The sequence below is a fragment of the Flavobacterium enshiense genome, assembly GCF_040750275.1.
GTDB classification, from domain to species: Bacteria; Bacteroidota; Bacteroidia; order Flavobacteriales; family Flavobacteriaceae; genus Flavobacterium; species Flavobacterium enshiense_B.
Genome location: NZ_JBDOCV010000002.1, coordinates 359,589 through 385,124, shown reverse-complemented (window position 1 = coordinate 385,124; position 25,536 = coordinate 359,589). Strand labels below are relative to the sequence as shown.

Annotated in this window: 25 protein-coding genes and 1 pseudogene; 23 read left to right on the top strand and 3 right to left on the bottom strand. The window is 32.8% G+C overall.

What is annotated here, in order from left to right; translation table 11 throughout:
• Nucleotides 1–136: 136 nt before the first annotated feature.
• Both ABGT15_RS04615 and ABGT15_RS04610 read left to right on the top strand, forming a co-directional pair.
• Nucleotides 137–580 (top strand): annotated as a pseudogene (locus ABGT15_RS04615) (magnesium chelatase domain-containing protein); the annotation flags it as partial.
• 204 nt (nt 581–784) lie between these two features.
• Nucleotides 785–1,927: a hypothetical protein gene (locus ABGT15_RS04610; RefSeq protein ID WP_367230243.1), complete on the top strand. Its 1,143-nt coding sequence runs from the start codon at nt 785–787 to the stop codon at nt 1,925–1,927.
• Between the two features lie 7 nt (nt 1,928–1,934).
• Here the strand turns inward: ABGT15_RS04610 and ABGT15_RS04605 are convergent, their stop codons facing one another.
• Genes ABGT15_RS04605 through ABGT15_RS04595 form a run of 3 tightly spaced genes read right to left on the bottom strand, consistent with a single transcriptional unit; the run spans nt 1,935 to nt 3,676 of the window.
• Nucleotides 1,935–2,144, bottom strand: coding sequence for a hypothetical protein (locus ABGT15_RS04605; RefSeq protein WP_367230242.1), 210 nt, complete (start codon nt 2,142–2,144; stop codon nt 1,935–1,937).
• Nucleotides 2,128–2,784: a hypothetical protein gene (locus ABGT15_RS04600; protein ID WP_367230241.1), complete on the bottom strand. Its 657-nt coding sequence runs from the start codon at nt 2,782–2,784 to the stop codon at nt 2,128–2,130. Before ABGT15_RS04600 ends, ABGT15_RS04605 begins: the two co-directional genes overlap by 17 nt.
• 4 nt (nt 2,785–2,788) lie before the next feature.
• Entirely contained in the window at nt 2,789–3,676 is an 888-nt protein-coding gene (locus tag ABGT15_RS04595) for a hypothetical protein (RefSeq protein ID WP_367230240.1), read from the bottom strand.
• A gap of 855 nt (nt 3,677–4,531) precedes the next feature.
• Here ABGT15_RS04595 and ABGT15_RS04590 point away from each other — a divergent pair.
• The 21 genes from ABGT15_RS04590 (at nt 4,532) to ABGT15_RS04490 (ending at nt 25,450) form a co-directional block, all read left to right on the top strand.
• On the top strand, nt 4,532–5,035 hold the full coding sequence (locus ABGT15_RS04590; RefSeq protein ID WP_367230239.1) for a glycoside hydrolase family 108 protein: 504 nt from the start codon (nt 4,532–4,534) through the stop codon (nt 5,033–5,035).
• Nucleotides 5,035–5,808, top strand: a complete 774-nt coding sequence (locus ABGT15_RS04585) for a methyltransferase (protein ID WP_367230238.1) — start codon at nt 5,035–5,037, stop codon at nt 5,806–5,808. Before ABGT15_RS04590 ends, ABGT15_RS04585 begins: the two co-directional genes overlap by 1 nt.
• Nucleotides 5,809–6,050: 242 nt before the next feature.
• The gene (locus tag ABGT15_RS04580) at nt 6,051–7,187 is read left to right on the top strand and encodes an ATP-dependent Clp protease proteolytic subunit (protein WP_367230237.1); all 1,137 of its coding nucleotides are present in this window, start codon (nt 6,051–6,053) and stop codon (nt 7,185–7,187) included.
• Nucleotides 7,188–7,219: 32 nt separating this feature from the next.
• Complete coding sequence (locus tag ABGT15_RS04575) at nt 7,220–8,266, top strand: hypothetical protein (protein ID WP_367230236.1); 1,047 nt, start codon at nt 7,220–7,222, stop codon at nt 8,264–8,266.
• A gap of 66 nt (nt 8,267–8,332) precedes the next feature.
• On the top strand, nt 8,333–8,905 hold the full coding sequence (locus ABGT15_RS04570; RefSeq protein ID WP_367230235.1) for a hypothetical protein: 573 nt from the start codon (nt 8,333–8,335) through the stop codon (nt 8,903–8,905).
• An 86-nt stretch (nt 8,906–8,991) separates the two neighbouring features.
• Nucleotides 8,992–9,381 (top strand): hypothetical protein, encoded by a 390-nt coding sequence (locus tag ABGT15_RS04565; RefSeq protein ID WP_367230234.1) that lies wholly within the window; start codon nt 8,992–8,994, stop codon nt 9,379–9,381.
• Nucleotides 9,382–9,384: 3 nt separating this feature from the next.
• On the top strand, nt 9,385–10,761 hold the full coding sequence (locus ABGT15_RS04560) for a hypothetical protein (protein WP_367230233.1): 1,377 nt from the start codon (nt 9,385–9,387) through the stop codon (nt 10,759–10,761).
• Nucleotides 10,724–11,245 carry a DUF6712 family protein gene (locus ABGT15_RS04555; RefSeq protein ID WP_367230232.1) on the top strand — a complete coding sequence of 174 codons (522 nt, stop codon included), beginning with the start codon at nt 10,724–10,726 and terminating at the stop codon, nt 11,243–11,245. Before ABGT15_RS04560 ends, ABGT15_RS04555 begins: the two co-directional genes overlap by 38 nt.
• A complete protein-coding gene (locus tag ABGT15_RS04550) occupies nt 11,245–12,972 on the top strand; it encodes a hypothetical protein (RefSeq protein WP_367230231.1) in 1,728 nt (575 codons plus the stop codon). The genes ABGT15_RS04555 and ABGT15_RS04550 overlap by 1 nt, the downstream gene beginning before the upstream one ends.
• The gene (locus ABGT15_RS04545) at nt 12,973–13,833 is read left to right on the top strand and encodes a hypothetical protein (RefSeq protein WP_367230230.1); all 861 of its coding nucleotides are present in this window, start codon (nt 12,973–12,975) and stop codon (nt 13,831–13,833) included.
• Nucleotides 13,833–14,015: a hypothetical protein gene (locus ABGT15_RS04540; protein WP_367230229.1), complete on the top strand. Its 183-nt coding sequence runs from the start codon at nt 13,833–13,835 to the stop codon at nt 14,013–14,015. Before ABGT15_RS04545 ends, ABGT15_RS04540 begins: the two co-directional genes overlap by 1 nt.
• A gap of 31 nt (nt 14,016–14,046) precedes the next feature.
• Nucleotides 14,047–14,490: a phage holin family protein gene (locus ABGT15_RS04535; RefSeq protein WP_367230228.1), complete on the top strand. Its 444-nt coding sequence runs from the start codon at nt 14,047–14,049 to the stop codon at nt 14,488–14,490.
• Complete coding sequence (locus tag ABGT15_RS04530) at nt 14,490–14,792, top strand: hypothetical protein (RefSeq protein ID WP_367230227.1); 303 nt, start codon at nt 14,490–14,492, stop codon at nt 14,790–14,792. Before ABGT15_RS04535 ends, ABGT15_RS04530 begins: the two co-directional genes overlap by 1 nt.
• A gap of 114 nt (nt 14,793–14,906) precedes the next feature.
• Nucleotides 14,907–15,413 (top strand): hypothetical protein, encoded by a 507-nt coding sequence (locus tag ABGT15_RS04525; RefSeq protein ID WP_367230226.1) that lies wholly within the window; start codon nt 14,907–14,909, stop codon nt 15,411–15,413.
• Nucleotides 15,413–16,585 (top strand): PBSX family phage terminase large subunit, encoded by a 1,173-nt coding sequence (locus tag ABGT15_RS04520; RefSeq protein WP_367230225.1) that lies wholly within the window; start codon nt 15,413–15,415, stop codon nt 16,583–16,585. Before ABGT15_RS04525 ends, ABGT15_RS04520 begins: the two co-directional genes overlap by 1 nt.
• The gene (locus ABGT15_RS04515; RefSeq protein WP_367230224.1) at nt 16,573–17,190 is read left to right on the top strand and encodes a hypothetical protein; all 618 of its coding nucleotides are present in this window, start codon (nt 16,573–16,575) and stop codon (nt 17,188–17,190) included. The genes ABGT15_RS04520 and ABGT15_RS04515 overlap by 13 nt, the downstream gene beginning before the upstream one ends.
• Nucleotides 17,190–17,594, top strand: a complete 405-nt coding sequence (locus ABGT15_RS04510; RefSeq protein WP_367230223.1) for a hypothetical protein — start codon at nt 17,190–17,192, stop codon at nt 17,592–17,594. The genes ABGT15_RS04515 and ABGT15_RS04510 overlap by 1 nt, the downstream gene beginning before the upstream one ends.
• Nucleotides 17,594–18,052, top strand: coding sequence for a hypothetical protein (locus tag ABGT15_RS04505; RefSeq protein WP_367230222.1), 459 nt, complete (start codon nt 17,594–17,596; stop codon nt 18,050–18,052). The genes ABGT15_RS04510 and ABGT15_RS04505 overlap by 1 nt, the downstream gene beginning before the upstream one ends.
• A complete protein-coding gene (locus ABGT15_RS04500; protein WP_367230221.1) occupies nt 18,052–20,691 on the top strand; it encodes a hypothetical protein in 2,640 nt (879 codons plus the stop codon). The genes ABGT15_RS04505 and ABGT15_RS04500 overlap by 1 nt, the downstream gene beginning before the upstream one ends.
• Nucleotides 20,691–22,634, top strand: a complete 1,944-nt coding sequence (locus ABGT15_RS04495; protein ID WP_367230220.1) for a hypothetical protein — start codon at nt 20,691–20,693, stop codon at nt 22,632–22,634. The genes ABGT15_RS04500 and ABGT15_RS04495 overlap by 1 nt, the downstream gene beginning before the upstream one ends.
• A 62-nt stretch (nt 22,635–22,696) precedes the next feature.
• Nucleotides 22,697–25,450: a hypothetical protein gene (locus ABGT15_RS04490; protein WP_367230219.1), complete on the top strand. Its 2,754-nt coding sequence runs from the start codon at nt 22,697–22,699 to the stop codon at nt 25,448–25,450.
• The last annotated feature ends 86 nt before the right edge of the window (nt 25,451–25,536 follow it).

Sequence of the window (25,536 nt, the reverse complement as noted above, 5' to 3'; positions counted from 1 at the left end):
AATGCGAATATTTTAGTTTTTTGTTATGCTTTTAACTTGTGTAATCAATTTATTACGAATTAATTAGAAGAAAATGTAGAGTGCTATTTTGATTTTAAATTTTAAAATATAATATTTGCCTTACAAATTATACGCCATGTTAACAAAAGTTTTTGGAAGCGCTGTATTCGGGGTTGATTCGACTACAATTAAAATAGAAGTGAATATCGATAAAGGTATTGGTTATCATTTGGTAGGATTGCCAGATAATGCAATTAAGGAAAGTAGTTACCGTATAGCTGCTGCATTAAAAAACAACGGCTATGAACTACCGGGAAAAAAAATAACCATTAATATGGCTCCTGCCGATTTACGCAAAGAAGGTTCAGCTTATGATTTAACCCTTGCAATTGGAATTTTAGTAGCCTCAGGACAAATAAAATCAGCGGAAACAGAAAAGTATATTATTATGGGAGAGCTTTCGTTAGATGGAAGTCTGCAGCCCATAAAAGGAGCTTTATCAATTGCGATCAAAGCTAAAGAAGAGGGGTTTAAAGGTTTTTTTCTACCAAAGCAAAATGTTAAGGATTTTGCATTTATTTAGTCATATGTATTAAAATAATTGTTATTTACTGGTTTTGAAGGGGTAGAATATGCTTATCCAAAGTATGAACCAGATTTAACGGCTGAGATTGTTCAATAATAGCTTCCAAATTTATTAAGCCATTTGTAACATATTACAGGAAATTTAACCAATTTTTTATTGTAAGATATTATTCCGAATTTTGTAAAAAAAAAATAAAAAATGAGTGATGAACATGATGATTTAGATGGATTACGTCCATTACATTTATCCAAGATGATAAAACAAATGACTTTAGGGGCGAATTCAGTAAATGGAGTGGATTTAGCTATGAGTAAAGTGCCAAAAATTGATTGGATGAATCTTGGCTCTGTAGCAGCTATGCGACCAAATAAAAATTTACCTTGGTTAAATTACGATGAAAATAAACTAAAAAGAATTTTTGGAGGTATTAGTTCAATGGCTAATGATAATTCACTTTTGAAATTAAATCCATTATTTTCTGATTGGGAAACTTTCAAAGGATTTGAATTTTCAAAAACAATGATGTCTGCATCCGAGAATTCTGAATCATGGAAAAAAGTTTATAATATTTCTCAAACTGCAACCCATTTCGATTGGAAAAATAATTTTCCAGATTCATTTTTTAAAGTACCTAAAGATCTAAATCGTTTCTATGAATCATTTAGTTCAATTCAAAATAATTTTGCCAATCTAAATAAATCATATCAATTACAGATTAATGATGAATCTTTGACTATTGATGACGGTTTAATAGCTTCAATGAATTATGATCTGGAAAACGATAAAGAACCAGATATTACTGAACTTGAAATAATAATTGAAGAAACTAATAATTTCTTAATTGAATTAACTAAGGATATAACTAAAGTATATGAACTTTTTGAGTATTTTATTGATAAAATTTCAAAGATAAAAAACTTTCAAACTTCAAAAGATCTAATAATAGAATATGGTTGGAGTATTGTTATCACCATTCAGTTAATAACTTTTAAAATTGAAAATAATTTGAATATTGATTCATTTAAAGTCGAATCCGAGATTGGAGTAAACAACAATAATACTACCCAAACTAATTCTAATAATGATAATTCAGTTACTAATAATTACAATTATGGAAACATAATCAAAATACAAACTAATTTAGCTACCAGTTTAAAACCAACTAAAGATAGAAGATTTAAAAGTTGTGTAGATGTGCCAGCAAATAGCGTTTTAATAGTTATTAATATAGAAAAGGATTGGCATAATGTCAGATATATAGATGTTAATGGAAATGAGTTTGTAGGTTTTATTCATGTGAAAGAAATAGCAAGAATAACATCAGAAGAAAAGGGGCAATAGCCCCTTTTTATTTATAACCCATTAATTTATCAGAAGCCAAACATATCAATTCATATTCAACTTTTTCAATCCCAAATATTAATTCAATCCGATCTCTAATTTGGGTAATGTGATTCCCTTCACCCGCGCCATTAAGTTTTATCACACCGTATGTTGGACATATATGGCAATTCTTAACCAGATAATCCACAATCACATCATCAAAAACCCCAATCATCGTTCATTATATTAATTTGATTATGGTCTGGAATTAAATAATTTTTCTCGTTTATTATTTCTACAGTAATAAGCCCATTATTGATTAAAGTATTTACAATATTTTCCATAACTTTTAAAGTCATCCCAAAAGAGTTAGCCATTTGAAATAAGCTATAAGTATATTTGTACCCAGCTATGTGTAAACTGTTAATTTCTAACAAAATAAGTTTGCATGAAGGGGAAAGTTTAGATTTCTTGATTAACTTATTGGTAAAATATTTATCTGAGTTATTTATTTTTGGTTGAGTAGCTTTTTTAACTTCTGTTTTCTTTTTGGCCTTGGGTTTTTCTTCTTTAGTTTCATTCGCTAATCTATCGGCTTTCAGTTTTTCCATTAGTAAACGTATTTTTTCTTGACCAGTTAATCCAGATTCATGTATACTTTGTAAAAATGACGTATTTCCTATCGGTTTTAAAGTAACATAGTAATTTTTATATAGCTCATTATCATCTTTGATAACTTTAACAATATCATCGTGAGATACACTTCCATTAGTGTTTAATATATCTAGCAATCCGTTGATAATTTCTTCTGGGCTGTTTTTTTTTGTGGCTTCATCCAATAATTCTTTAACCACTTTTCGGTATTCAGTACTCATATTTTTAATCATTTGTTCTTTCTAATTGTTCTGTTTCGTAGTCTACTTTTTGCTTAGGTGGGTACATCATAACCATCTTAGTATATTTTGTTTCAATATTTTGTACAAATTCAGTGTACGGTTGAATGTTAAATTCGTCGAATACTTTCTTTTTCAACCATGCTTTTGTCGCTTCAAAAGCACGCTTATTTTGTTCTGGGTTCTGAAGTTTTTTTATCTCGGAATTGTAAAAATCTTTTAGGAATTTTTCCGCGTCAGCAATCAGACCTTTAACATTGAAATTATCATTAATATTTTTTGCTACCAGAAATTCAAATTCTGGCGAATATGTTAATTTATTGTAAGCAATTAATGCTTCAAAAAACAAAGCTTCTTTATCTTCATCGACTGATTGAGATTGTTCTGGTAATTTAACTTTTTCAGTTGCTTTAATTTCAGCAGTTTTTTCTTCGGAAACTTCTACTTTAGGTTGTTCAGTAGCAACAGTTGGTTTGTCTTTTTTTGAATAAGGTTTAACCGCGCCATTTACTTTAACTGTATTTCCATCTTTATCGGTTTCAAAATGTAAATTTCCGTGGAATGAAACAGTATAACTATATGAGAAACCTTTACCAGTACCTTTTGGATATTGATTTATTTTAAGGTAACCGTTTTCAATTAAATTTTTAGTTGCATTTGTTAGTTTGGCTTTTGACCAACCAAGCAAATTACGGTAATATGTAAGGCTTATTTTTGTAGTTGAAGGTGTATCACCAATTAATTGAAGTAATCTTACTGCTGAATCTGTAAGATCTTTATTGGTAAGAATTGTTTTTGAAGTTTGAACGAAGTTCCCTTGGGATAAATCTTGTTTAATTATCGTTCCATTTTTTACTTTTTTTGAGTTTGACATTTTATTCCTTTTTATACTCGATCCAGCAAAGCTGGTTATTGTCCTTAATTTTTACTTGGTAAGGAAGCTGGGGTTAATTACTTCCCCAGCACCCAAGGCTTTTTGAAACTATGCTGTTTTATTATGAGAAAACCAAAAACGAGGTCTGTATAACTCAAATATATCATTTTAATTGAGAAAAACAAATAATTATTGTTAAAATATTATAATATTTGTATCTTAATTAAAGTTCTTTATAATAAATAGTATGATTATTTTGAAAGTTTGATTTTTTATTGAAATATTTTGTTAAATATGTAACAATACGTTATTTTGTTAAGTCTTTTAATGCTAAAGCATATTGAAAGTGGTCTGAAAAACAGACCGAAAACGGTCTGAAAAACAGACCTTATTACATACTGTAATATAAACACCTTACGGTGGCTGTTTATTATATGTGTTTATTAGATATTTAATTAAATCAAAAAAAAAGAAGGCAACCCCTTGTGGGGTTTTGCCATTCTTTTTTATTTGTGATTGGAAGAAAAAAGTGCTACAGCACAAATATCATTTCAATTAACTTCAACGTGCTTTAGCACAATCTTATTCCTTATTACTTCAACCAGCGATAGCTGAATAAACTCTTTTCATTTCAATGTGCTTTAGCACAAATCACTTCTTATCTCAATGTGCTTTAGCACAAATATCATTTCTTATCTCAATAAGCTTTAGCGGGCTTAACCAACTTCTGGCCTTGCCAGACAAACCAACCAAATGGAGTGCTTCAGCACGACCAACCAGCCTTTTGAGATAATATTATATAAGTAAAACCTTTCTTTTTTCTGATCCAACGGTATAATTCAATTAAAACGAATTATGCTTTCAAAAAAGAGATTTAAAGAAATTTACCAACATACCCTTAAATGGGAAGGTGGTGAAAAACTTCATAATGTAAAAGGTGACAGCGGGGGCTGGACAAAATACGGAATAGCCTACAACTTCAACAAGCATCATTTTGATTCCCTTGATGGCTTCAAAGAAATGACTTATGATCGCGCAGCGGAAATAGCTTATCAAAATTATGCTCTTCCAATCAGCTTAGAACTGGTTAATGGAGAAGCCCAAGCTATGCTGTTTGATATGGCTTTTAATATGGGTGTGAAATCGGCCATAAAATGCGCTCAGAGAGCTTTAAACCTTGAAGCTGATGGAATTATTGGGAAGATAACAAAAGCGGCTCTAAAGGACTTGGATAAAGAGAAACTTTATTATCAAAGAATGGCTTATTACCAAAGGGTTGTAAATAACAATGCAACGCAAAATAAATTTTTAAAAGGGTGGACAAACAGAACCAACTATTTTTTAAACACTTCTATTTAATGGCAAAGTTAACTAAGGATGAAATTAAACGTCATAGTCTGGCCGTTGAATATCTTCAAAAGGAAACACTAACCTTTGAAGAAAAACTATATGTCTACCAAAATTGGAATGAAGGGGCGAATAATAACAATGCTGAAGCTGGTGCTTTCTTTACACCAATTCAATTGGCTAAGGATTTCAGTTTTACCTATTACAATAATGAAAAAACCATTGATTTATGTGCTGGGATTGGGATGTTATCATTCTTTGCCTATCACTGGAACAACTGCAAGGATATTACTTGTGTTGAACTTAATGCAAGTTATGTTGAAGTAGGTAAGATGCTATTACCAGAAGCTAATTGGATTCATGGGAGTATTTTCGATTATAAAGAATTTGGTCACTTTGACCAATCAATAAGCAACCCACCATTTGGAAAAATTAAAACTGGTGTACCAGATAATTTAGGGTTGAGTTACAAAGGTTCTGAATTTGATTTGATGGCCATTGAGATAGCAAGCAAAATATCCGATTACGGTTCTTTCATTGTGCCGCAAGGATCAACACCGTTTAAGTATAGTGGCGCGCCATATTTTCAAGATTCCAGAGAAAAATCAAAAGGTTACAACCCGCACGAATTTGAAGTGCCGATGAAGGTTGCAAAATTCATTCGTGAAACAGGTTTGGTTTATGAATTTAATCTTGGGATTGATACCAGCATTTATAAAAATGAATGGAAGGGAGTTTCACCAATATGTGAGATAGTAACCTTTGATTTTAAAGAAAATAGGTAATGATACATATCTATCTTTTAAAATACGATAAACTATTTCATCAATTCTCTGTTGATGAAGATCAGGAAAAGAATGTGATGTACACAAATAAACCAATTGATATAAATTCTACGGAAGAATTGAATGATTTGATTAGAAATAATAAATCTATAATCAGATTACGCTCTAAAATAAGATTTAAAGCCTAACAATAATTAGGCTTTTTCTTTCTTTTTGGCATTCCCACGGTATAATTATAGTATATGCAAGGGAAAATATTCATTTCTGGTGAGATTGGTGTTGATTCAACTTTAGTTGATGTTATACGCCAAGTAAAAAACCAGCCATTAGCCACATCTTTTTTAGTTAAAATCCATTCTGAAGGCGGTTATGCTGAAGATGGGTTTGATATCTATGATTATCTAAAAAATCTTGACAAAGAAAAGCCAGTTACAACTTCTACAACTATGGCTTATTCCATTGCCAGCGTAATATACATGGCTGGTAGCACTAGACTTATGGTAAATGGAGCGAATGAAGTATATATGATTCATTTGCCTTGGATGCAAGTAGTTGGTGATACTATCCAACTTACAGATTATTTAAACGGATTAAAAGATTGCGAAAATAGGCTTATCAACTTCTATACTGAAGCTTTAGCAATCGATAAAAACACAATCCACTCATTACTTAAAAATGAAACCTACTTATCGGCCGATGAATGCCTTGATTTTGGTATTGCGACTGGTTTAGAAGTCCCACTAAAAGCAGTTGCTAAACTGCACACCCAAAAAGAAAATAATGATTCAATAATGAACAAATTAACAAAAAAAATTGACCAGATCTGGAACAAATTAAACGGTATCAAAAACGAATTGATTCTTCAAGATGCTACTGGTTTGGAATTAGTATTCCCAGAGTTGGAATCAAGTGATGTTGCCAGTGTTGATGCTAAAGTAACAGTTGATGGTAAGCCAGCCGAGGGAGATTACTTAATGCCTGACGGTTCAACAGTAGTTGCTGCTAATGGTGTTGTAACCGAAATAAAACCAGTTGAAGAACCAACTGAAGATGACACACAAGCTGCGGAAGGTGATGAAACTGAAAGCGATCAAGAAATCCCAGAAGATCCAACTGAAAAGGATAAAATGATTGAAGAACTTCAAGCTAAGGTTGCTGAATTACAAGCAAAATTGGATGAACTGATGACTTCAGAAGATGCTTCAAACCTTTTAGAAGCATTTGAAAAAAGCCTTGAAAAACAAGCGGAATTAGAAACCAAATTTAACGCATTGGCAAAATTAATCGGTTCAGATTTCACAACTACTACAAGTGAAAATAACCCAACAATCAAAGCCAAAGATGGAGAGGTTAAATCCTTCTCAATCAAAAGAAAATAAACCAAAAAAAGCTAAAAAACTTAATTAAATAAATGGCAAATTTCAATTTTGACAATGTAACATTGTCACCAAAAGAAGTTTCAGAATTAGCTAAAGCTATATTTGAAACTGCTTTCGCTAACCCAGCGTTAGCTGAGATGCACAGCATTGTTGAAGGCATCGACATGAAAACCCAAATCCTTTTACTTTCCTCAATGGGATTACAAGGGTTAGGAGCAAATGGTACTTGTACACCACAAGATTCTGAAGCTGGTATTGTTGCCACTCAAAAATATTGGGAAAACAACCAAATCGAAGTAAGAATTCCTTATTGTGCTAAAGAGTTACCAGAACTTTTAAAAGCATTCGGAGCGAAAACCAATAAATATGATGTTGAAGGATCTGAAGAAATCAAAATGATTGCTTCAAGATTATTAGAAGCATTAGACGAAACAATTTTAAGATTAGTTTGGTTTGGTGATAAAGATGCTGCTAATGTTGTATCTGGTGGTACGATCACAAACGGTGTTAACGTTGACTATTTCAATTCAGTTGATGGTTTATTCAAACAAATTTTTGCTGGTGTAACAGCTGGTAATATTAAAAGAGCTACGATTGCAGCTAACACTGGATCAACTTATAATGCACAAGAATTAGCAGCTGGTGAAGCTTTAACAGCAATGAGAAAAGTGTACAACCAAGCTGATACAAGATTGAAAAACCACAAAGATGGTATGTTCATCGTAACTCAATCGGTTTATGATAACTTCTTAGATAAATTAGAAGATGCTGGTTTATCAGCAGTAGGACAATTAGCTATCAATGATGGTGTAATGACATACAGAGGTAAGAAAATCTTAGTTGCTGATTTCATGGATAGAAATATCACTGCTTACCAAGATAACGGAACAAAATACAACTTACCAAACCGTATTGTGTTCACAATTCCAAGCAATATTCCAGTAGGTACTTTAGATTCTGGAGAATTCAAAGAATTAGGAGTTTGGTTTGATAAAACTGACCGAAAAGTTTACACCGAAAACATCTTCAGCTTAGATGCTAAAGTATTAGAAGGTTACTTCATTTCTGTAGCATACTAATAAACTTCAAAAAATAATACAACCCCAGTTAATAGCTGGGGTTATCTAAAAAATCAATAAAATATAATGAGTTGTATTTCAAAAGTAACTGGAAATTTATCTTATGATTGTTCAGTTCCATACAAAGGTGGTTTGGAAACAAAAGCCGTCCTTATCAATCGAGATGACTTAGATTTCACATCGGTAACAACTTCAGGTGCAACTGTTACCAATATTTCTTTAAAAGCTGGTAAAACTGGCTATTCAGTCCAATGGCTTAAAGATTTAGGGACTACTGCATCAGAAGCTAGTATTAATGATGGTGGTTTAAACAATTTCAAACATTCATTTTTCGGAAGAATTTTTGGTTCAGAAGCATCTGACGTAGAAAGAGCTTCAGAATTGTTAAGAGGTGAATTTATTTGTGTTGTTGAAACGAAATTCAAGGGTACAAATAACAGTGCTGCATTCAAAGTTTACGGACTAGAATCAAGTTTAGTTATGTCGGAAGGTAATTATGCTTCTAATGAAAATGATGGATCTTTCTTATTCACGTTAGCTACACCAGAAAATTATGGTGAACCTTATGTACATAACATCTGGTTAGAAACAAGTTATTCTACTACTAAGACAAAATTTGATAATTTATTATCTGCATAATCCCTTTCTTTTAGGTTAAATCACGGTATAATTATAAGGTGGGCGGGTTATTTACCCACCACCTTTTTTTATTAAAAACAAAATTAATGAATAAAGATAGACTACAAGAATTATTAGCCATTCCTTATGATGGACTGGCTTTTAATTCAGATTTAAAAAAGGAATTAACCGAGTATTACAAGTTCATATACGGTGTTAAGACTTGTTCTAGTTGTAAAGACAAATTCCCCCAGTATTACAAAAAGTTAATGACTGATGGAATTGAGAAAATGGAACAATTGGAAATGGCCAGCACCAATAATTTTAAACTAAGATCAACAATAGGTGTTGTTCAGATCAATTTTGGTGATGGTGAGTTCATTTCACCAGCTTATTCACCTGATGCTTTGTGCATCGAATTCCTTAAAGCTAATCCAAACAGAATTTCAATGTTTGAAAAGTACCCAGAAAACTGGAAAGATTTAATTACAAACTAATAAATGCGCATAAAATTAATAGATGTAGATAACCGTTTATCGATCAAATTTAATCAAACCGATGGAATACATAATTGGGGTGATGATAACGCATATCCAAGCCTTGTAAAGTCAATTATAGGTAGTTCCGTAACAGCAAAACAATGTGTTGATATTAACTCAAAATACATATATGGTAAAGGGTTTGAATTTGCCAAAGACAATGCTCCGATTGTAAGCAAAAAAGGTCTGAATATTAATCAGTTACTTAGGGTTACTTCAAGGGAATTTTCAGAACAAAATAATATTTTTTTACACGTTAATTATAATGCATTATTTGAAGTTATTAGCGTTGATTTAATCCCTTGTACTGATGGTAGAATTGGGAAAACAGATTCGACAAATTATGCTGGTAAGTATGTTGTTTATAACAACTGGGATAAGTCAAAATCAAAGAAGGTAAACAAAGATGAGTATACCTTAATTGACCGTTTTAATCCTAATCAAACGGTAATAGAAGCACAAGTTGAAGCCGCTGGTGGTTGGAATAAATATAAAGGTCAAATTCTTCATTTAACGGCTGACTTTAGTGATACATACAGCCTTTCGGATGTTGATTGCGTGATGAGTGATGCTGATAGTCAAAATCAATCAGGTATTTTTAAAAATGGTGGCTTACGAAAAGGATTTTTTGGAGCGAAATTGTTCATTACAAAGCCATTTGATGATGAAGACCAGCGTGATGATTTTGTAAAGACTATTGAAGATTTAAAAGGGGCTGAAGATAGTGCTGGTGTACTACTATTAGAATCAAAATCAGAAACTGATAATCTTCTTGAACAATTAAGAATAGAGAATATTGACAGTAACATTGATGATAAAAAGTTTGAATATACTGATAGGTCGACTAAAGAAAATATAATTGATGCTTTTGATATCCCTTCAATTTTAGTTAATAATTCTGATAATTCAATTTTCGGAAACTCTGGGGAGTTACTTAAAGAAGCAAAATTAACGCATTGGGAGAAAAAAGAAGAAGAAAGAAATATTATCGTTGATGCTTTCAAATTAATCTTTTCTAAGTTCCATCAGACAATAAACCCATCCAATAACTGGAACATTTTACCAATCATTCAGATTGAAAATGCACAATCAATTGATCCAGCTGAAACCAAAAGACTTGAAGCGCAAGCACAATTAAAAGGCTCAGTTGGTGGTGTTCAAGCTTTACTACAGATCCAACAATCCGTGGCACAAGGCCTAACCGATTTAGAAAGTGCTGTTGTTATCATTTCTGAAATCTTTGGAATTGAATCTTCATTAGCTAGACAGATGCTTGGAACACCTAAAATAACACAAACAAATGAGAATATTAACCCCGACGGAAATCAAGCAGCATAAAGATATTGGCCAAAAGATTGATGAACAAAAGATAACCCCAATCATTGAACAAGCCCAAATAACGGAATTGAAAGATAGATTGGGAAGTGATTTCTATTTTGATGTATTGGCCAATTTATCTAATCCAGATTATCAAAATCTGTTATCTGGAAGCACTTTTACTGTAAATGATACATTGTACTATCAAGATGGTTTAAAAGCTCTTACAGCTGATTATTTCATGTCAAAATATGTGCTTTTAACCAACATAAATCAAACACCATTTGGTGTTACAACCAAACTATCAAATGATAGCCAGCCAGTCGATAGGAACACTTTAAAAGATATATCAACCCAACAATTACAATTGGCGGGGGCAAGGTGGGAAATCATAAAAATGTATTTGGATTCCAATTCAGATTTGTTTCCAAAATGGCAAAAAAATAACGCTTGCGGGGGATCATCAACTTCTGGTGAGCGAACATTCAGAATTAGAAAAATATAATGCAAGTATTTCAAACAACAAGTAACCCAAATACTTTTAAATATAACGGTTTAACATACCCGAAAAACTTTATGTGTATCAAGCAAGGTGATACTAATATTGCTATTCATAATGCTTATGATACACGTTTTCAATTATTGGGTTCAACACATTATAATCAGTTCCAAGTTGATGGTGTTGTACCAAGTTCACAAGCCAATTTAATGGCCGTTTTGAGTACTTTAATATTCTCTAAGCAGTTTAATTATATCACACAAGTTAATGGAGGAAATCAGCTTATTTCGATTGGTAGTATAACAGTTGATACAAACTATGTAACAATTGAGCCAGCTGAATGGATTATTAACGGTTTAACGTATCAAACCACTATCAATACTGTCTTAACAGTTCCTTATGCGGCAACTGATAAGAATAGAATTGATTTAATTGTTGCTACTGATACCAATGAATTAATCAGAATTGAAGGTGATGAAACAAGTGGTATCGCCGTTGCACCAGTTGTACCACTAAATACTATCTATGTTACACAAATAGCGATTAATGACAATTCAATAGGTGAACCAGAAGAACCAACATTAGGTGATTTATACATTCCAAAGGATGAAAAAAGAGTAACTAGAATTGTTTATGAAACCCCAATATCATTTACAAATTTTGGAATAAAAGACAATACCATTTTTGTGTTTGAAAATAATGTTAATGGTATTCACTCATTTACAATCAATCCCGCTGCATTATCAAGTATGTATGATGGCAAGGAATATGTTTTTATAAATGGTCAAGCATCAAACATAACTTTTTATCATGATTCTCCATCTGGCACTGGTGCCATTTCAATCAATACAATTGATGGTAATGACTTTGTTTTAGAACCCAATCAAGCGGTAAGGTTTTTTTATAGAACTTATGATTCAACCTTCATAATTAATAGATTTTCAAGTTCTTCAGGTTCATTAAGTCTTGATGATGTTGTAAATAATGGAAATATAACTGATATCGTAATTAGTGGAAATAATGGATATACAACTAATGACCTTCATTCTAACTTTGAAATAGCTACTAATTATACTTCTGGAACTAGAAGGATGGATTGGTATATTGAAGGTGATAATGTTGATTATCCAACATCAAAATCAGCTCAATTTAGGATGAATTTGGATGAGTATTTTTCATTTTCATCAATATCAGGGGCAACTTCTAACACGGTTGGTGTTCTTCCAAATGAAACTAGAAGTAATAAAATAGTTAATGGTTTAGAAGGTTTTAAAACCACATGGGATTATGGGAATTATGAAGTTGGTACACCGTATTCTGATAATTGTAAAAAATTTATTTTTTCAACATTTGGGGATGATATTGAATATCTATCAACCCAAGGCGCAACTGTAACAATTAATCCCGAAGAAGTATTTTTTAAGCTTCAAGTTGACCCTTCTATTTATGCTCAAATAGGGTTGAGTACCCAACAAGTAACACTTTATGGACATGAAGGTGTTTTTGTTAAAGGAAACGGTACATATAATGCGAGGTTAAGAACAACAAATTTAACAGCACAAAGAAATTTTGAATTTCCAAATGTAGCTGGTACACTTGCTATATCAGAAAATGTAATCGCTAAACACGATGGTGCAACTTATGATACTAATGCTATCCAAACATTAACACAAGCTGAGTACAATGCTATTTCGGGTAGTACTAACGCTGGGACACTTTATTTTATAATTTAAATGGGAAATATCAAGCTAGGAATAAACACAATTTCAAACATTAAATTAGGTGCAAACCAAGTTCAGAAAGTGTATTTGGGTAGTAATCTTATACGGTCTTTTACTAACTATTCTACGGAATTACAAGCTATCATCAATAAAGCAAATTCTGAAGGTTTTACTGTGCCAAATTCAACAACATTAGGGTATATTGATACTTTGATTGGTAGCATGAAATCAGCGGGTGTTTGGAATAAGCAAGATAGAATATACAATTTTGCATTTAATAATACTGGACTAACAAACTTTTCTAGGATAGAATGGAAGAATCCTACTATATCACCACTTCTTACATTAAATGGAGGTATCACTTATCAAGTTGGTGGGTTTGAAGGTAATGCTGTTGATGGATATATTGATACTGGTTTTATACCATCAACAAATGGGGTGAATTATACTCAAAATAACGCTTCAAGAACAGCGGTTATCTATACAGCACCTTCTAGTGGTAATGTTCTTGATGGAAATAGCCCAACTGGTAATAATGGTATGTTTTTAAACAATTCTGCATCACACCGAATTAACGCAACAAACAACCTTAATACTATTGCAAATATTAGTGGAACTGGTTTAAAATCGATTAATAGGGATAATTCAACGGATTTAAGGTTGTATTCCAGTTCTACAGAATATGTGAGAACTGAAACAACTAATACATTTCCAATATTGAGTCAATACATCTTAAGAAACACAACAAGTTACGGTGATTCCGTAGTCTCTAATTATATGTTGGGAGCATCTTTGAGTTCAACCGAAATTTCAAATTTAAGAGGTGCATATAATACATATCTAATAAGTTTAGGATTATCAGCAATAGCATAATGGAAGTAGCAAAAATAGCCTCAGAAACCGCTGCACAAGTTAGCGGAACGTTATCTATTGATGGCATCCGATATTTTAACCCAGTTCAAGATATTAATGGTAATTGGGTTATGGATTTACAGATGGCCATTGATAATAATATAGCCCATGAAATTATTGAATTTCAACCCATAATTGAATAAAATAAATAAAATATTAACCCTTAAAATACAAATGAAACAAATCATCATAACCTTGTTATGCTCAATTTTTACTTTTCTTATCCCAATCAAAGGTTTGGTGATTTTAATTACGCTGGCCGTGGCCATTGATACCGCACTAGGTATATATGTTAACTGCAAAAAATTAAAGCAACCTTTTAGAAGTCATAAGTTTTTCAACGTGGCTGTAAAATCATTTTTTTATATGTTCACAATTTTGATGGCATTCTTAATTGATTCATTTGTACTTGGTGGTACATTACCAATTTTAGGAATACAACATGGCTTATCCAAAATAATAACAATAGTTTGGACATTGAATGAGTTGAAAAGTATGGATGAAACAAGCCAAAAATTAGGAAATAAACCATTTTGGGATATTATCAAAGGCTACATCAATAAAGCTAAAGAAATAAAGAAAGATTTGAATGATCTTACGGATTCAGATAAAGAATAATGGAAATTGTAATTTTTTCTTTAATAGCTTATGGTATTACCAATATCTTGGTTTATGGTAGTATTTTCCAATCCTTGCGTGACTTCTTAATGAAAGTTAATCCAAAATTCTTAGGTAAATTGTTAGAATGTCCTATGTGTACCAGTTACTGGGTAGGGTTTGGTTTATGTTTTATAATCGTTTCACCAATAGGCTTTGTATTTAATTTAATTGGATTCTGGAATTTATTTTTAACAGGTTGTTTTACCTCTGGTTGCGTTTGGATAATACATACGATACAAGAATGGTTTGAACGGAATTAAAAATGGTGCTGAAAAGCACTTTTTTTATGCTTTTTCCTTTCTTTTTGAGGTTGTTGCGGTATAATTATATATATGGGTAGACCAAAGAAAAAACGCCCACATAAAGCTTTCAAAATGCAAGAATGGATTATAGGGCTAAAAAAGGTATTAGCAGAAGAAAAAATAGAGTTTCTTTCTGATGATGATTTGTTCCACTTGGTTAATCATCGACTGAATAAGAAGAATAGAATAGCCAAACGAACTTTCGATTACTGGAAGGCTGGAAAATACGCACCAGATGATGTGATAGGAGAGGAATTTATGGATTTAATCAAACTATCAAGGATCAAGCAAAAACAAGCACTTGGGCAAAAAATGTTTGAAGAAAACAACATGAGCTGGACAAAGTATGCTTGGATCTTAGAACGAAAATTTGAAGAATTAAATCTGAAACGTATAAGCGAAAATGTAAATAAGAATGAAACAACAACCATTATTCAAATTTCAGCTGGAAATGATGAACAGAAACAGTTAATAGACAATATAATTAATGTTGATTTCGAGGATATAACCGATGTTAAACCACAACCATTTTCGGCAATGGTTGACAATAAAAAAGATGATGAAGAAATGCCTTTTTAATGATCATTCCAACAACTTGTTTCAACAAAATAGGTGTAATGACCAAGCCTTTGCGAATTGTGCAAGGCGGATCCAGTGCGGGTAAAACATATAGTATATTACTATACTTAATTTATTACGCTTTAAAGCGTAACGTACAAATTTCAATTGTAGCTGAAAGTGTGCCAGTTCTTAAAAGAGGTGCTTATTTGGACTTCTTGAAGATATTAAAAGAACTTAATTTATATGAAGAAGTTAAGCATAATAAAACCGATAGACTTTATCAACTCAATGATTCAACTTTCGAGTTTTTCGGGGCTGATGATAGTGACAAATTAAGAGGTGCAAGACGAGATATTTTATTTATAAATGAGTGCAATAATGTCAGCTTTGATGCTTTCCAAGAATTAAATGTAAGAACAAGACTTTTTACATTTTTAGACTATAACCCAACAGCAAGTTTCTGGGTACATACTGAAATACTAACTAATCCTGAAGGTTGTGATTTTACAATTGTGACTTACAAGGATAATGAGTTTTTGGATGCCAAAATTCGTAAAGAAATTGAGAGCTGGGAAATAAAAGCTGAAACTTCAGATTATTGGGCGAACCGATGGAAAGTAATGGGTTTGGGTGAACTTGGTATTCAACAAGGATCAGTTTTCAAAGATTGGAAAATTATTGATGAACTTCCAATAAATGCTGAACTGTTAGGATCTGGGATTGATTTCGGATTTTCAACTGACCCAACGGCACTTATTTCAGTTTATCGCTATGATGGTCAAATCATCTTAAATGAAGTGATTTATGAAAAGGAACTTCTTAATAAGCAAATAGTTGATAGAATAAGAAATTCTGATGCTATTCATAAAATAATATATGCCGACTCAGCAGAGCCACGAACAATCGCAGAATTAAAAGCCCACGGTTTAAATGTTCAGCCAGTTATCAAAGGAAAGGATTCTATTAATTATGGAATCCAACTAATGCAGCAACAGCCATTACAGATTACGGCCAGTTCAACCAACTTGATTAAGGAGTTTGAAAACTATGTTTGGGCGCGGGATAGGGAAGGAAATACGCTTAGTTATCCGATAGATGACTATAACCACGCTATTGATGCAACTAGATATTTTTTCCTGATGAAAATGGGTAATAGATCTAAACATTTTAGTTTAACATGGAAGCGATAATTGATTATAAATTAAGTGAGTTTCTCCAAATAACTGATATTAATCTTATAACCAATTATCTCTTTGTTTTAGACCTTTTAAAGCCACTTAAATCAATTGATAACCCAAGATTCAAAAGGTGGAAAATATGGTCTAATAAAGAGCCTAAACAGTTAATAATAAAAGCCCCGCGGGAATTAACTTTTGCTGATGTAACCAACATCAGGAATTACTTTAATGAAGCAACAATTCACGGTGTTATTGAAAGTGTTAAGCTTGTAAGTGGGTTATCCGAAAGGGAAATTTTAGAATTAAGAATAACTCAGTTTTACGGCATTATAAACTTTATGAAAGAAGATCTAATCCAATTAGCCAACATGGAAATCAATGAATTATCTGATGATAGTTTTGATATGAATCTGGAGAGTGTAAATGCAAAGGGAAGGATGGCCAGATTCGGTGTATTAAACACAATTGATAGCCTAGCAAAAGAAGATATTTTGCGCTGGGAAGAAATAGAAAAACTTCCATACATGACAGTATTTACCAAGTTATTAATGGATAAAGAAAAGAACGATATCCAACGAGAATTGGCCGAAATACAAAAAAGAAAACAAAAACAATAATGTACGATTACTTTAAAAATGTAGCAGAATCAAATAACTGGGTGTTCAAATATGGTCGTTCAGATTATTTGAATCTATCCAATGAAATTGAAGAACCTAACAAAATCCACTTTTTTATTGATCCAATCATAACAGATTCCAACTTTTCAGATGTTGGAACTGAAACCAAATCCTATTCTGGTAAGTTCATGATGTTGCTTTCTAGTGATGTAGATGAAAGCTATGATGATAAATATAATGACTATATCAAACCTCTTATAAATGGTGCTTTACAAACGTTAAAGAACGATTTGGTATGTGCTGATTTCGATATAAATAAGTTCCAAGTGTTGGAAGTAATCAACCTATTTGATTATAACCTTGACGGTGTGCTTGTGAATTACAGTTTAACCCCTTACGAATAATGGAAGTCGATAATGAAAAGATTCTGGCTGAAGAAATGGAACTTTTAAAGGCTGAAATTCTTGGGGTTTATAATGCCAGTGGCAAACGTACATCGGGTGAATTTGAAGAAGGTTTAGAGATTCAAGTAAATGGTGATTCAGCAACACTTTTGGGTTATTTATACTTAGGTGGTAGGGCGGCTGGCAAACAACCACCAATTTCAGCCATCGAAAAATGGATTGAAGCAAAAGGAATCAAACCAATAGAAGATAAAATGAAAGTAAGCACACTGGCTTATTTGATTGCTCGAAAAATTGCGAGGGAAGGAACAAACCCAGAAAATCACTTATACATCTATGATGAAGTGATTACACCAGAAAGGATTGAGCAAATCCTTGATAGGCTCAATAAAATAAATGTTACAGCATTCGTAAATGAAGTTAGTGTGACAATTCAAAAATTAGTGAATAACCGATAATGACGACTGGAAATATTAAGATTAAATTTCTTCAACAACCATTAAACAATCAGAATTTTAATTACGTTGTAAATAAGAATAGTGTACCGTTTCAAACCATTAATAAAACCTTTAAAGCACCCATATCATCAGCTTCAAATAGAATCTGTAAAATCAATGCTATTGGTAATACACTTGATACTTCATTTAATGTTGGTACTGGTTTTAATAGTGGCGGTGTTACCATTATGGCCGCGGCCATTCAAAGTGATGGTAAAGTACTTGTTGGTGGTAACTTCACAACCTATAATGGAACAACAACAAATAGGCTAGTAAGGCTTAATACCAATGGGAGTATAGATACAAGTTTTAATATTGGTACTGGTTTCAACAACTATGTTTGGGCTATCGCTATTCAAACCGATGGTAAAATTATTGTTGGTGGTTTTTATAGTTCAGTTAATGGCACATCTAAGGGTTCAATTGTAAGACTTAATGCTAATGGTTCAATTGATACATCATTCAATAGTGGTGGTTCTGGCTTTAATGAAGGTGTTCATTGGATTCATATTTTACCTGATGGAAAAATGCTTGTTGCTGGTCAGTTTACAAACTATAACGGTACAGCAAAAAGGGGATTGGTTAAGCTTAACTCAAATGGTAGTATTGATACATCATTTAATAGTGGTGGTACTAATTTTGGTTTGACTTTTGGTAATGCTGGTGCTGGTAATTTAAGAGAAGTTAAGCTTCAAAGTGACGGTAAAATTATTTGTGCTGGTTATTTTGACAGCTATAACGGCACAACAGTTAGAGGGATTTGTAGGCTAAACACAAACGGAACGTTAGATACTTCATTTAATTCTGGTGGTGCTGGGATTACTTCAAATGGTACACAAGCAGCTTTGGTACGTTCAGTAGCAATATTGCCTGATGATAAAATTATAATGGCTGGGGATTTTCATTATTTCAATGGAACAGCTAGTGAATATATAGCTAAATGTAATGCTGATGGTAGTATTGATAGTTCTTTCAATGTAGGTAGTTCTGGCTTTATTGGTTCAACAACAAATAGAATTGGTCTGATGCCAGATAACACACTTTTTATTTCTGGTAACTTCATTAAATATAATGGGTATGATAGAGGGCATATAGTTAGAATAGATGAAGATGGTACTTACATTCCTGATAATCTATCATTCAACAACTACACAAACTTTGTATTGGTTAAAGATGCTGATGAAGTATTCATTTTAGGGGAATTTTCAAATGCAACCACAAGCGCATTGTCAACATCAACTGAAATACCAATTGGAAGTACTATGTTAGATACAATGAACAACACGGTATCAAACTTTAATACATTCAATGTACAATCTGATGTAACTTATAGTATATCTGGTGATACCGTCAATCATAAAGTTGATTATGATAATACAACAACAGTATTAACAGTAAACAGCATTAATGATATTCCATTCTTTGTTATCATCACTTTTGATGATGGTGTTGCAGAACCAATTGGTGACGTTATCATAATTGACGAAAGTAATCCTTTATCACCAAGTAATATTCTAAATCCAGCTTACAATAATACAATCATAAGATGGCAAACCGATATAAGTAACTTGTCTTATGCTGAGGTAATCGCAGGCGGAATTGGTTATAAGATATATCCGTTTGGTAATTCATTTACCTTCAATTTTAAAGAGATTGCTAAGAATTTAATCAACCAGAATTACTTCAAAGATACAATCATCCCAGATTTATCACTTAATGCAATTTACGATGATTCAACACTTTCACTTGATTTACCAATAACCATAAACGTATATGATACTGGCAACGAATTTCTAACAATCAACAGAACATTAAAGTTTATTAAGTCGGTAGAACAGTTACCAAACTATGTTAATAAATTGGCGAATGCGCCAGCGGTTAGAACGTTATTACCAACCAATAATTTTATTGATTATTATCTGCCTTATTTTGAGGGCTTTCCGACAGATTTTGCAGTATATGGATTAACTCAAAATGATACATATTTCTTTAAAAATATAAGCAATTATAATCAAACAGATACTTATACTGGAACAACCAACCAAGTTAAAAGATTCTATTTATCTGATGGTTTTTCAGATGGTTCAATCAATGAAGATTTGAACCTAGCCAGTACACAAAATAAGCTAGAATTATGGGTTAATGATTTATTTGTAAACAATCTTATCATTGACAAAAAAGAATCAAAATGCGGGGTTTATTTACGTTGGTTTAATAATTCTGGGAGCTACAGTTATTGGTTATTTGATGAACCTTATCAGCAATCCACCCAATACAGAATGATAGATGATATTCAAGGTGTTTATGATAATCTTCAAAGCATCACATCATCATCAGAAATCATTGGAAAGAACGGTTCCAGAACGTTGAGGTTAAAAACCAAATATAATCTGAATCAGAAGGAATATTTGGAATCACTTTTAGCTTCACCCTTGGTTGAAATGTATGCCTATAATAAGCCCTTTGCATCACCAATAAATACCTATTCATTCTTTGGTGTAAAGGTAAATGATGGTTCTTTTCCTTTCAATTCAAAGAACTCCAATAACACATTGGAAGTTACAATAACACTACCTGAGATTAACACCCAAACCCTTTAATGGAAAGACTTTTTATAAATGGTAAACAATGTAATTTAACTGCTGGTGATAGCGGATTTGCAAAGACACTTCAATGTAATGATTTAGCAAATATTGCGAGTCGTCAAACCAATAGAACCATGTCTATTAAATTACCATTTACACCAATTAATGATGAGATATTTGGGAATCTGTCATTTATGGGTAGCCAATCACAATTTCCTTATCAAAAAAATACTTGTGATTTGTTTTACGCTAATGATAAGATAATTCATAATGGATGGGCTAACATAAACCAAACATCAAAAGCGTATGAGATCCATGTTTATGATGGAACTGTTGATTTATGGAAAGCTATTGAAAATAAAACTTTAGGTGATTTATATATTGGTGAAATTACACACACAAAGTCCTTAACGGCTGTTACAAATACTTGGTCAAATGATTTAGATTACAGTTACATTCTAGCTGATTATGGTGGTAAAACAATAGTATCAGGCGATTCAATCAATATTGATTATTTGGTTCCAAGCGTAAAGGTTAAATATTTGTGGGATAGGATTTTTGATACGTTTGGTTATACCTATACTGGCAGTGTTTTTGAAACTATTGATTTCAATAACCTTTGGATGACATACCCCAAAGGGGTGAACCCAGAAGCTAATGATAATATCATTCCAATCAAGTCATTTCAGATGTTTACTACAGTATATGGAAGGGGTGATTCAGCTAGATATATATTAGATTCAACAGCATATACTGATTCTTACATAACAATTATTCAAACACCGAATAGTAATGCTAATGGATATGGTAATACTGATGAACATATTAAGCTATTATCAGATGGTGGAAAGTATAATATTAAGATTAATGGGAAAATCAATACTGTTAAAGTTGGTAATCAATCTGAATCAGCACCAGTTGATATATGGTTTGTAACAAATAGTGAAGATGATAGAGCACCAGCAGCACTTGTTTCACCAATTAGATTTCGTGAAAAGTTAGCAGAAGGAATTACTTTCAATCATACGCTAGATATTGATTATAATTTCCAATTGGGAATGAATGAAACCTTTTCATTGGTAGCAGCAACACCAGCAGCATATCAGGCTACATTCATTGCTGGAACTGATTTCACAGTTGATTTAGGAATTTATGATGACCCGCTTTATGATTTCCAGAATGAATTGAAGGATTTTTCAATAACAGACTTTTTTAAGGAAATCATCTGGCATTATGGATTAACCTTTTATAAGGATGAATTCTCAAATAACTATGAGTTTAGAACCCTAAATGAAGTAATGAATGGGGATGTGGTGAACTGGTCTTCAAAATTTCAGAATGTCACTAATGAAAAATATACTTACAATTCATACGGTCAGAGCAACGCATTTAAGTATAAATACAATGAAGAAAATGCCAATCATAATGATGGGTATCTGTTTGTGAATAACCTTAACCTTGATGAAAAGAAAGATGTAATCAATTCAAAAATTTACAGTCCAGAATCTGAAACTACTTCATTAACGGAATTGAATGATGTTCACATTTATAAGATGTGGAATAAAGAGGTTAAGGATGATGGTGAAGTGAAATATAAAGGACTTAATAAGAAATACTATTTTCTACGTGGTGTTGATTATGAATTTGCAAGTTCGCAAACAATCGTATCAGAATCAACAAGCGGATCCACAATCGTTAATTCAGCAAAAGTAGAAACCTATCAGGGTATTGGGTGGAATGATGTAATCAATGATTATTACTTACCACTTTTCAATATCCTAAACAACACCAGAATCATCAATGCGGTTTTCTGGTTAACACCAAATGACATTGCAAACTTCGACTTTAGAAAGCTTTACTATATCGAACAACTGGGTGGATCATTCCTGATTAACAAGATTACAAACTACAAGGTGAATAAACCAGTTACGGTTGAACTTATCAAAGTCAACAAATAAAATATTGTTTAATCAGCCCTTTGATTAGGGCTATTAAACCGAGAATAAAATGAAATAATTAAATGGCAAACAAAGTTGAAATCCTATCATTGGATATTAACACTTCAGCACTTATCGCTAAGATGGCTGAAACTAGGGCTAAGATAAACGAACTACAAACAGCCCAAAAACAACTTACTACTGAAAACAAAACTACGTCAGCAGAATTTCAAAAAAATGTTGTTGAACTTGGAAGACTTCAATCTTCTTATAACCAGCAAAAAGCTGTTGTAACTCAATTAAGTACAGCAAGTGAACAATTTGCACAAGTTACTCATGCTATCACTTCAGCGGTTGAATCTGAAATTCAATCAATAGACCAAGCAAGGGATAACAATAAGCAACTTTTAACATTAAGAAATCAACTTAATTTATCTACTGATGAAGGCGTTCAGAAATTAAATGAAATCAATGCAAAGCTTAATGAGAATAACGAATTCATTAAACAGAATGTTTCGGCATACGAGCAACAAAAAATATCCATTGGCCAGTATAAAGAACAAATTGGTGAAGCATTTGACCAGATAAACATCTTTAACGGTGGTATTGGTGGTTTTATTCAGCGTTCCAAAGAAGCGGGTGGTGCTGGTAATTTAGTGACAGAATCATTCAAGGGTATGACCGCTGGTTTATATGGAATGATTAAAGCTGGTTTGGCTTTTATTGCTACACCAATTGGTGCTGTTATTGCAGCATTAGGTTTAGCAGTTGGTGTAGTCGTAGGAGCATTTAAGTTTATGCAAGCTTCAATGAATTCAACTGAAGCTGGAGCAAATAAATTAGCTAAAGTAACTGGTGCTATAACTGGAATCTTCAACGGTTTATTTAAAGTTTTAAAGCCATTGGGTGAATTTATTTTCAACGGTTTTGTGAAGTATGTTGAATTAGCTGGGGCTGCATTAGATAAGCTTGGTAAGGCTGCATCAGCAACTTTAAGATTTCTTGGATTTGATAAGGCAGCTGCATCAGTTGATAACTTCAGTAATTCAATCAAAGAATCATCTAAAGCGGGTGAACAGTTGGCGGTAGCTGAAGGAAAACTAGCTGAAGCACAACGTAAATCCAGATTAACCCAGCTTGAATATCAAAAGCAAGCTGAAAAGCTACGTCAGGTTAGGGATGATGAAAGCAAATCATTAGAAGAAAGAACCAAAGCCAACGAACAATTGGGAGTTGTTCTTAAGCAACAATTAGCAGATGAATTAGCTATTGCTAAACAAGCCTTGGTTGTTGCTAATCTAAGAATCCAAGCTGAAGGTAAATCAAGGGAAAACCTAGATGCACAAGCAGCTGCATTAACTGAGATTGCAGATATACAAGAACGTATTACTGGCCAAGAGTCGGAACAATTAGCCAACTTAAATAGTCTTAGAAAAGAGGCTGCTGATAAAGCCAAAGAACAAGCTGATAAAGCATCACAAGCTAAACAAGCCGCTATTGATAAGGATATTCAAAAGAGCAAAGATGAAATTGAATTGTTTATTCAGCAACAAGGAATCAAAAAGAAATCCCTTGAAGAACAATTAAAATTTGAAGAACAATTGGCAACCAAAAGGCTTGCCGTTCTTGATAAAGAATTTAAGGCTGGTAAGATGGGTAAAGAAGCTTATGAAGCTGAAAAACTTAGAATTACCAATGAAGCAAATCAGAAAATTGTTGATGCGACTATTTCCAATGCACAAAGGGAATTAGACATTTACAAGAAAGGAATTGAACAGAAGAAAGCTGATGATACATTCTTCACCCAAGAAAAGTTAAATGCCAAAGTAGAAGAGAATGCACAAGTAGCCCAAAAAGAAATTGAATTCCATCAGTTAAGGTTAGCCCAAGGTGTTATAAATGAGCAAGAATACCAAGATGCTGTTGATCTTGTTAAAGAGAATCAACGAATTAAGAACGAAGAAGCTGAGAAAATTAGAGAAGAAGCTAAAAAGGAACAACAAGCCATTGACCTAGAAAACCAAAGAATTGTTGATGAAGAAAAATTTACTAATGATTTTGATTTACAGTTATCCCGTGAGAATCAGAGATACCTAGCAGAGATAGCAGCAGCAGAAAAAACTGGTGCTGATAAAACTCTTATTCAGAAGAAACACGCAATAGCACAAGAAAAGATTGAGAAAGCCAAATTTGATGCTCAATTACAAAGTGCTAGTGATGCTTTTGGTGGGATGGCTCAACTTTTAGGGGAGAGTACTGCGGCAGGCAAGGCCGCTGCCATCGCTCAGGCTACTATTAATGCCTACCTCGGAATTACATCGGTGCTATCAGCACAATCCGTATTGCCAGAACCAGCGGGTTCAATCGCTAAGGGTATTGCTGCTGCTGGTATTGGTGTTGCGGCATTAATGAACGTTAAAAAGATTGTTTCAACCAAAGTACCATCAAAGGCTGTTGGTGGTCTTATTGGTGGTGTTCCAACACTTGGAAGTGGTCTTATCGAAACCCCATCAAATTTATCAGTTCCACTAAGTAATGGGGATAATCAATTAATATACGCTAAGACTGGAGAGATTATCTTGAACCGCGAGCAACAAGCCCGCGCTGGTGGTTCAGCATTCTTCAGAAGTATTGGTGTTCCAGGATTCGCTGGTGGTGGACAAGTTGGTGGAAACCATAGCCTTGGATCATTAAACGGTATCAAGGTTGATATGGATGGACTAGCTGAAAGAATGGCGCAAGCCAATAGAAGTTTGCCAGCACCAGTTGTAAGTGTTGTAGACATAACCGATACCGCAAATAGAGTATCAGTGATCGAATCTGGCGCTAATTTTTAAATAAAATCAATCCTAAACAAAAAAAGTTTAGGATTTTTTTATTCTGCAAACCCTTGTAAATAAAGGGAACTTTAAAATAATTAAAA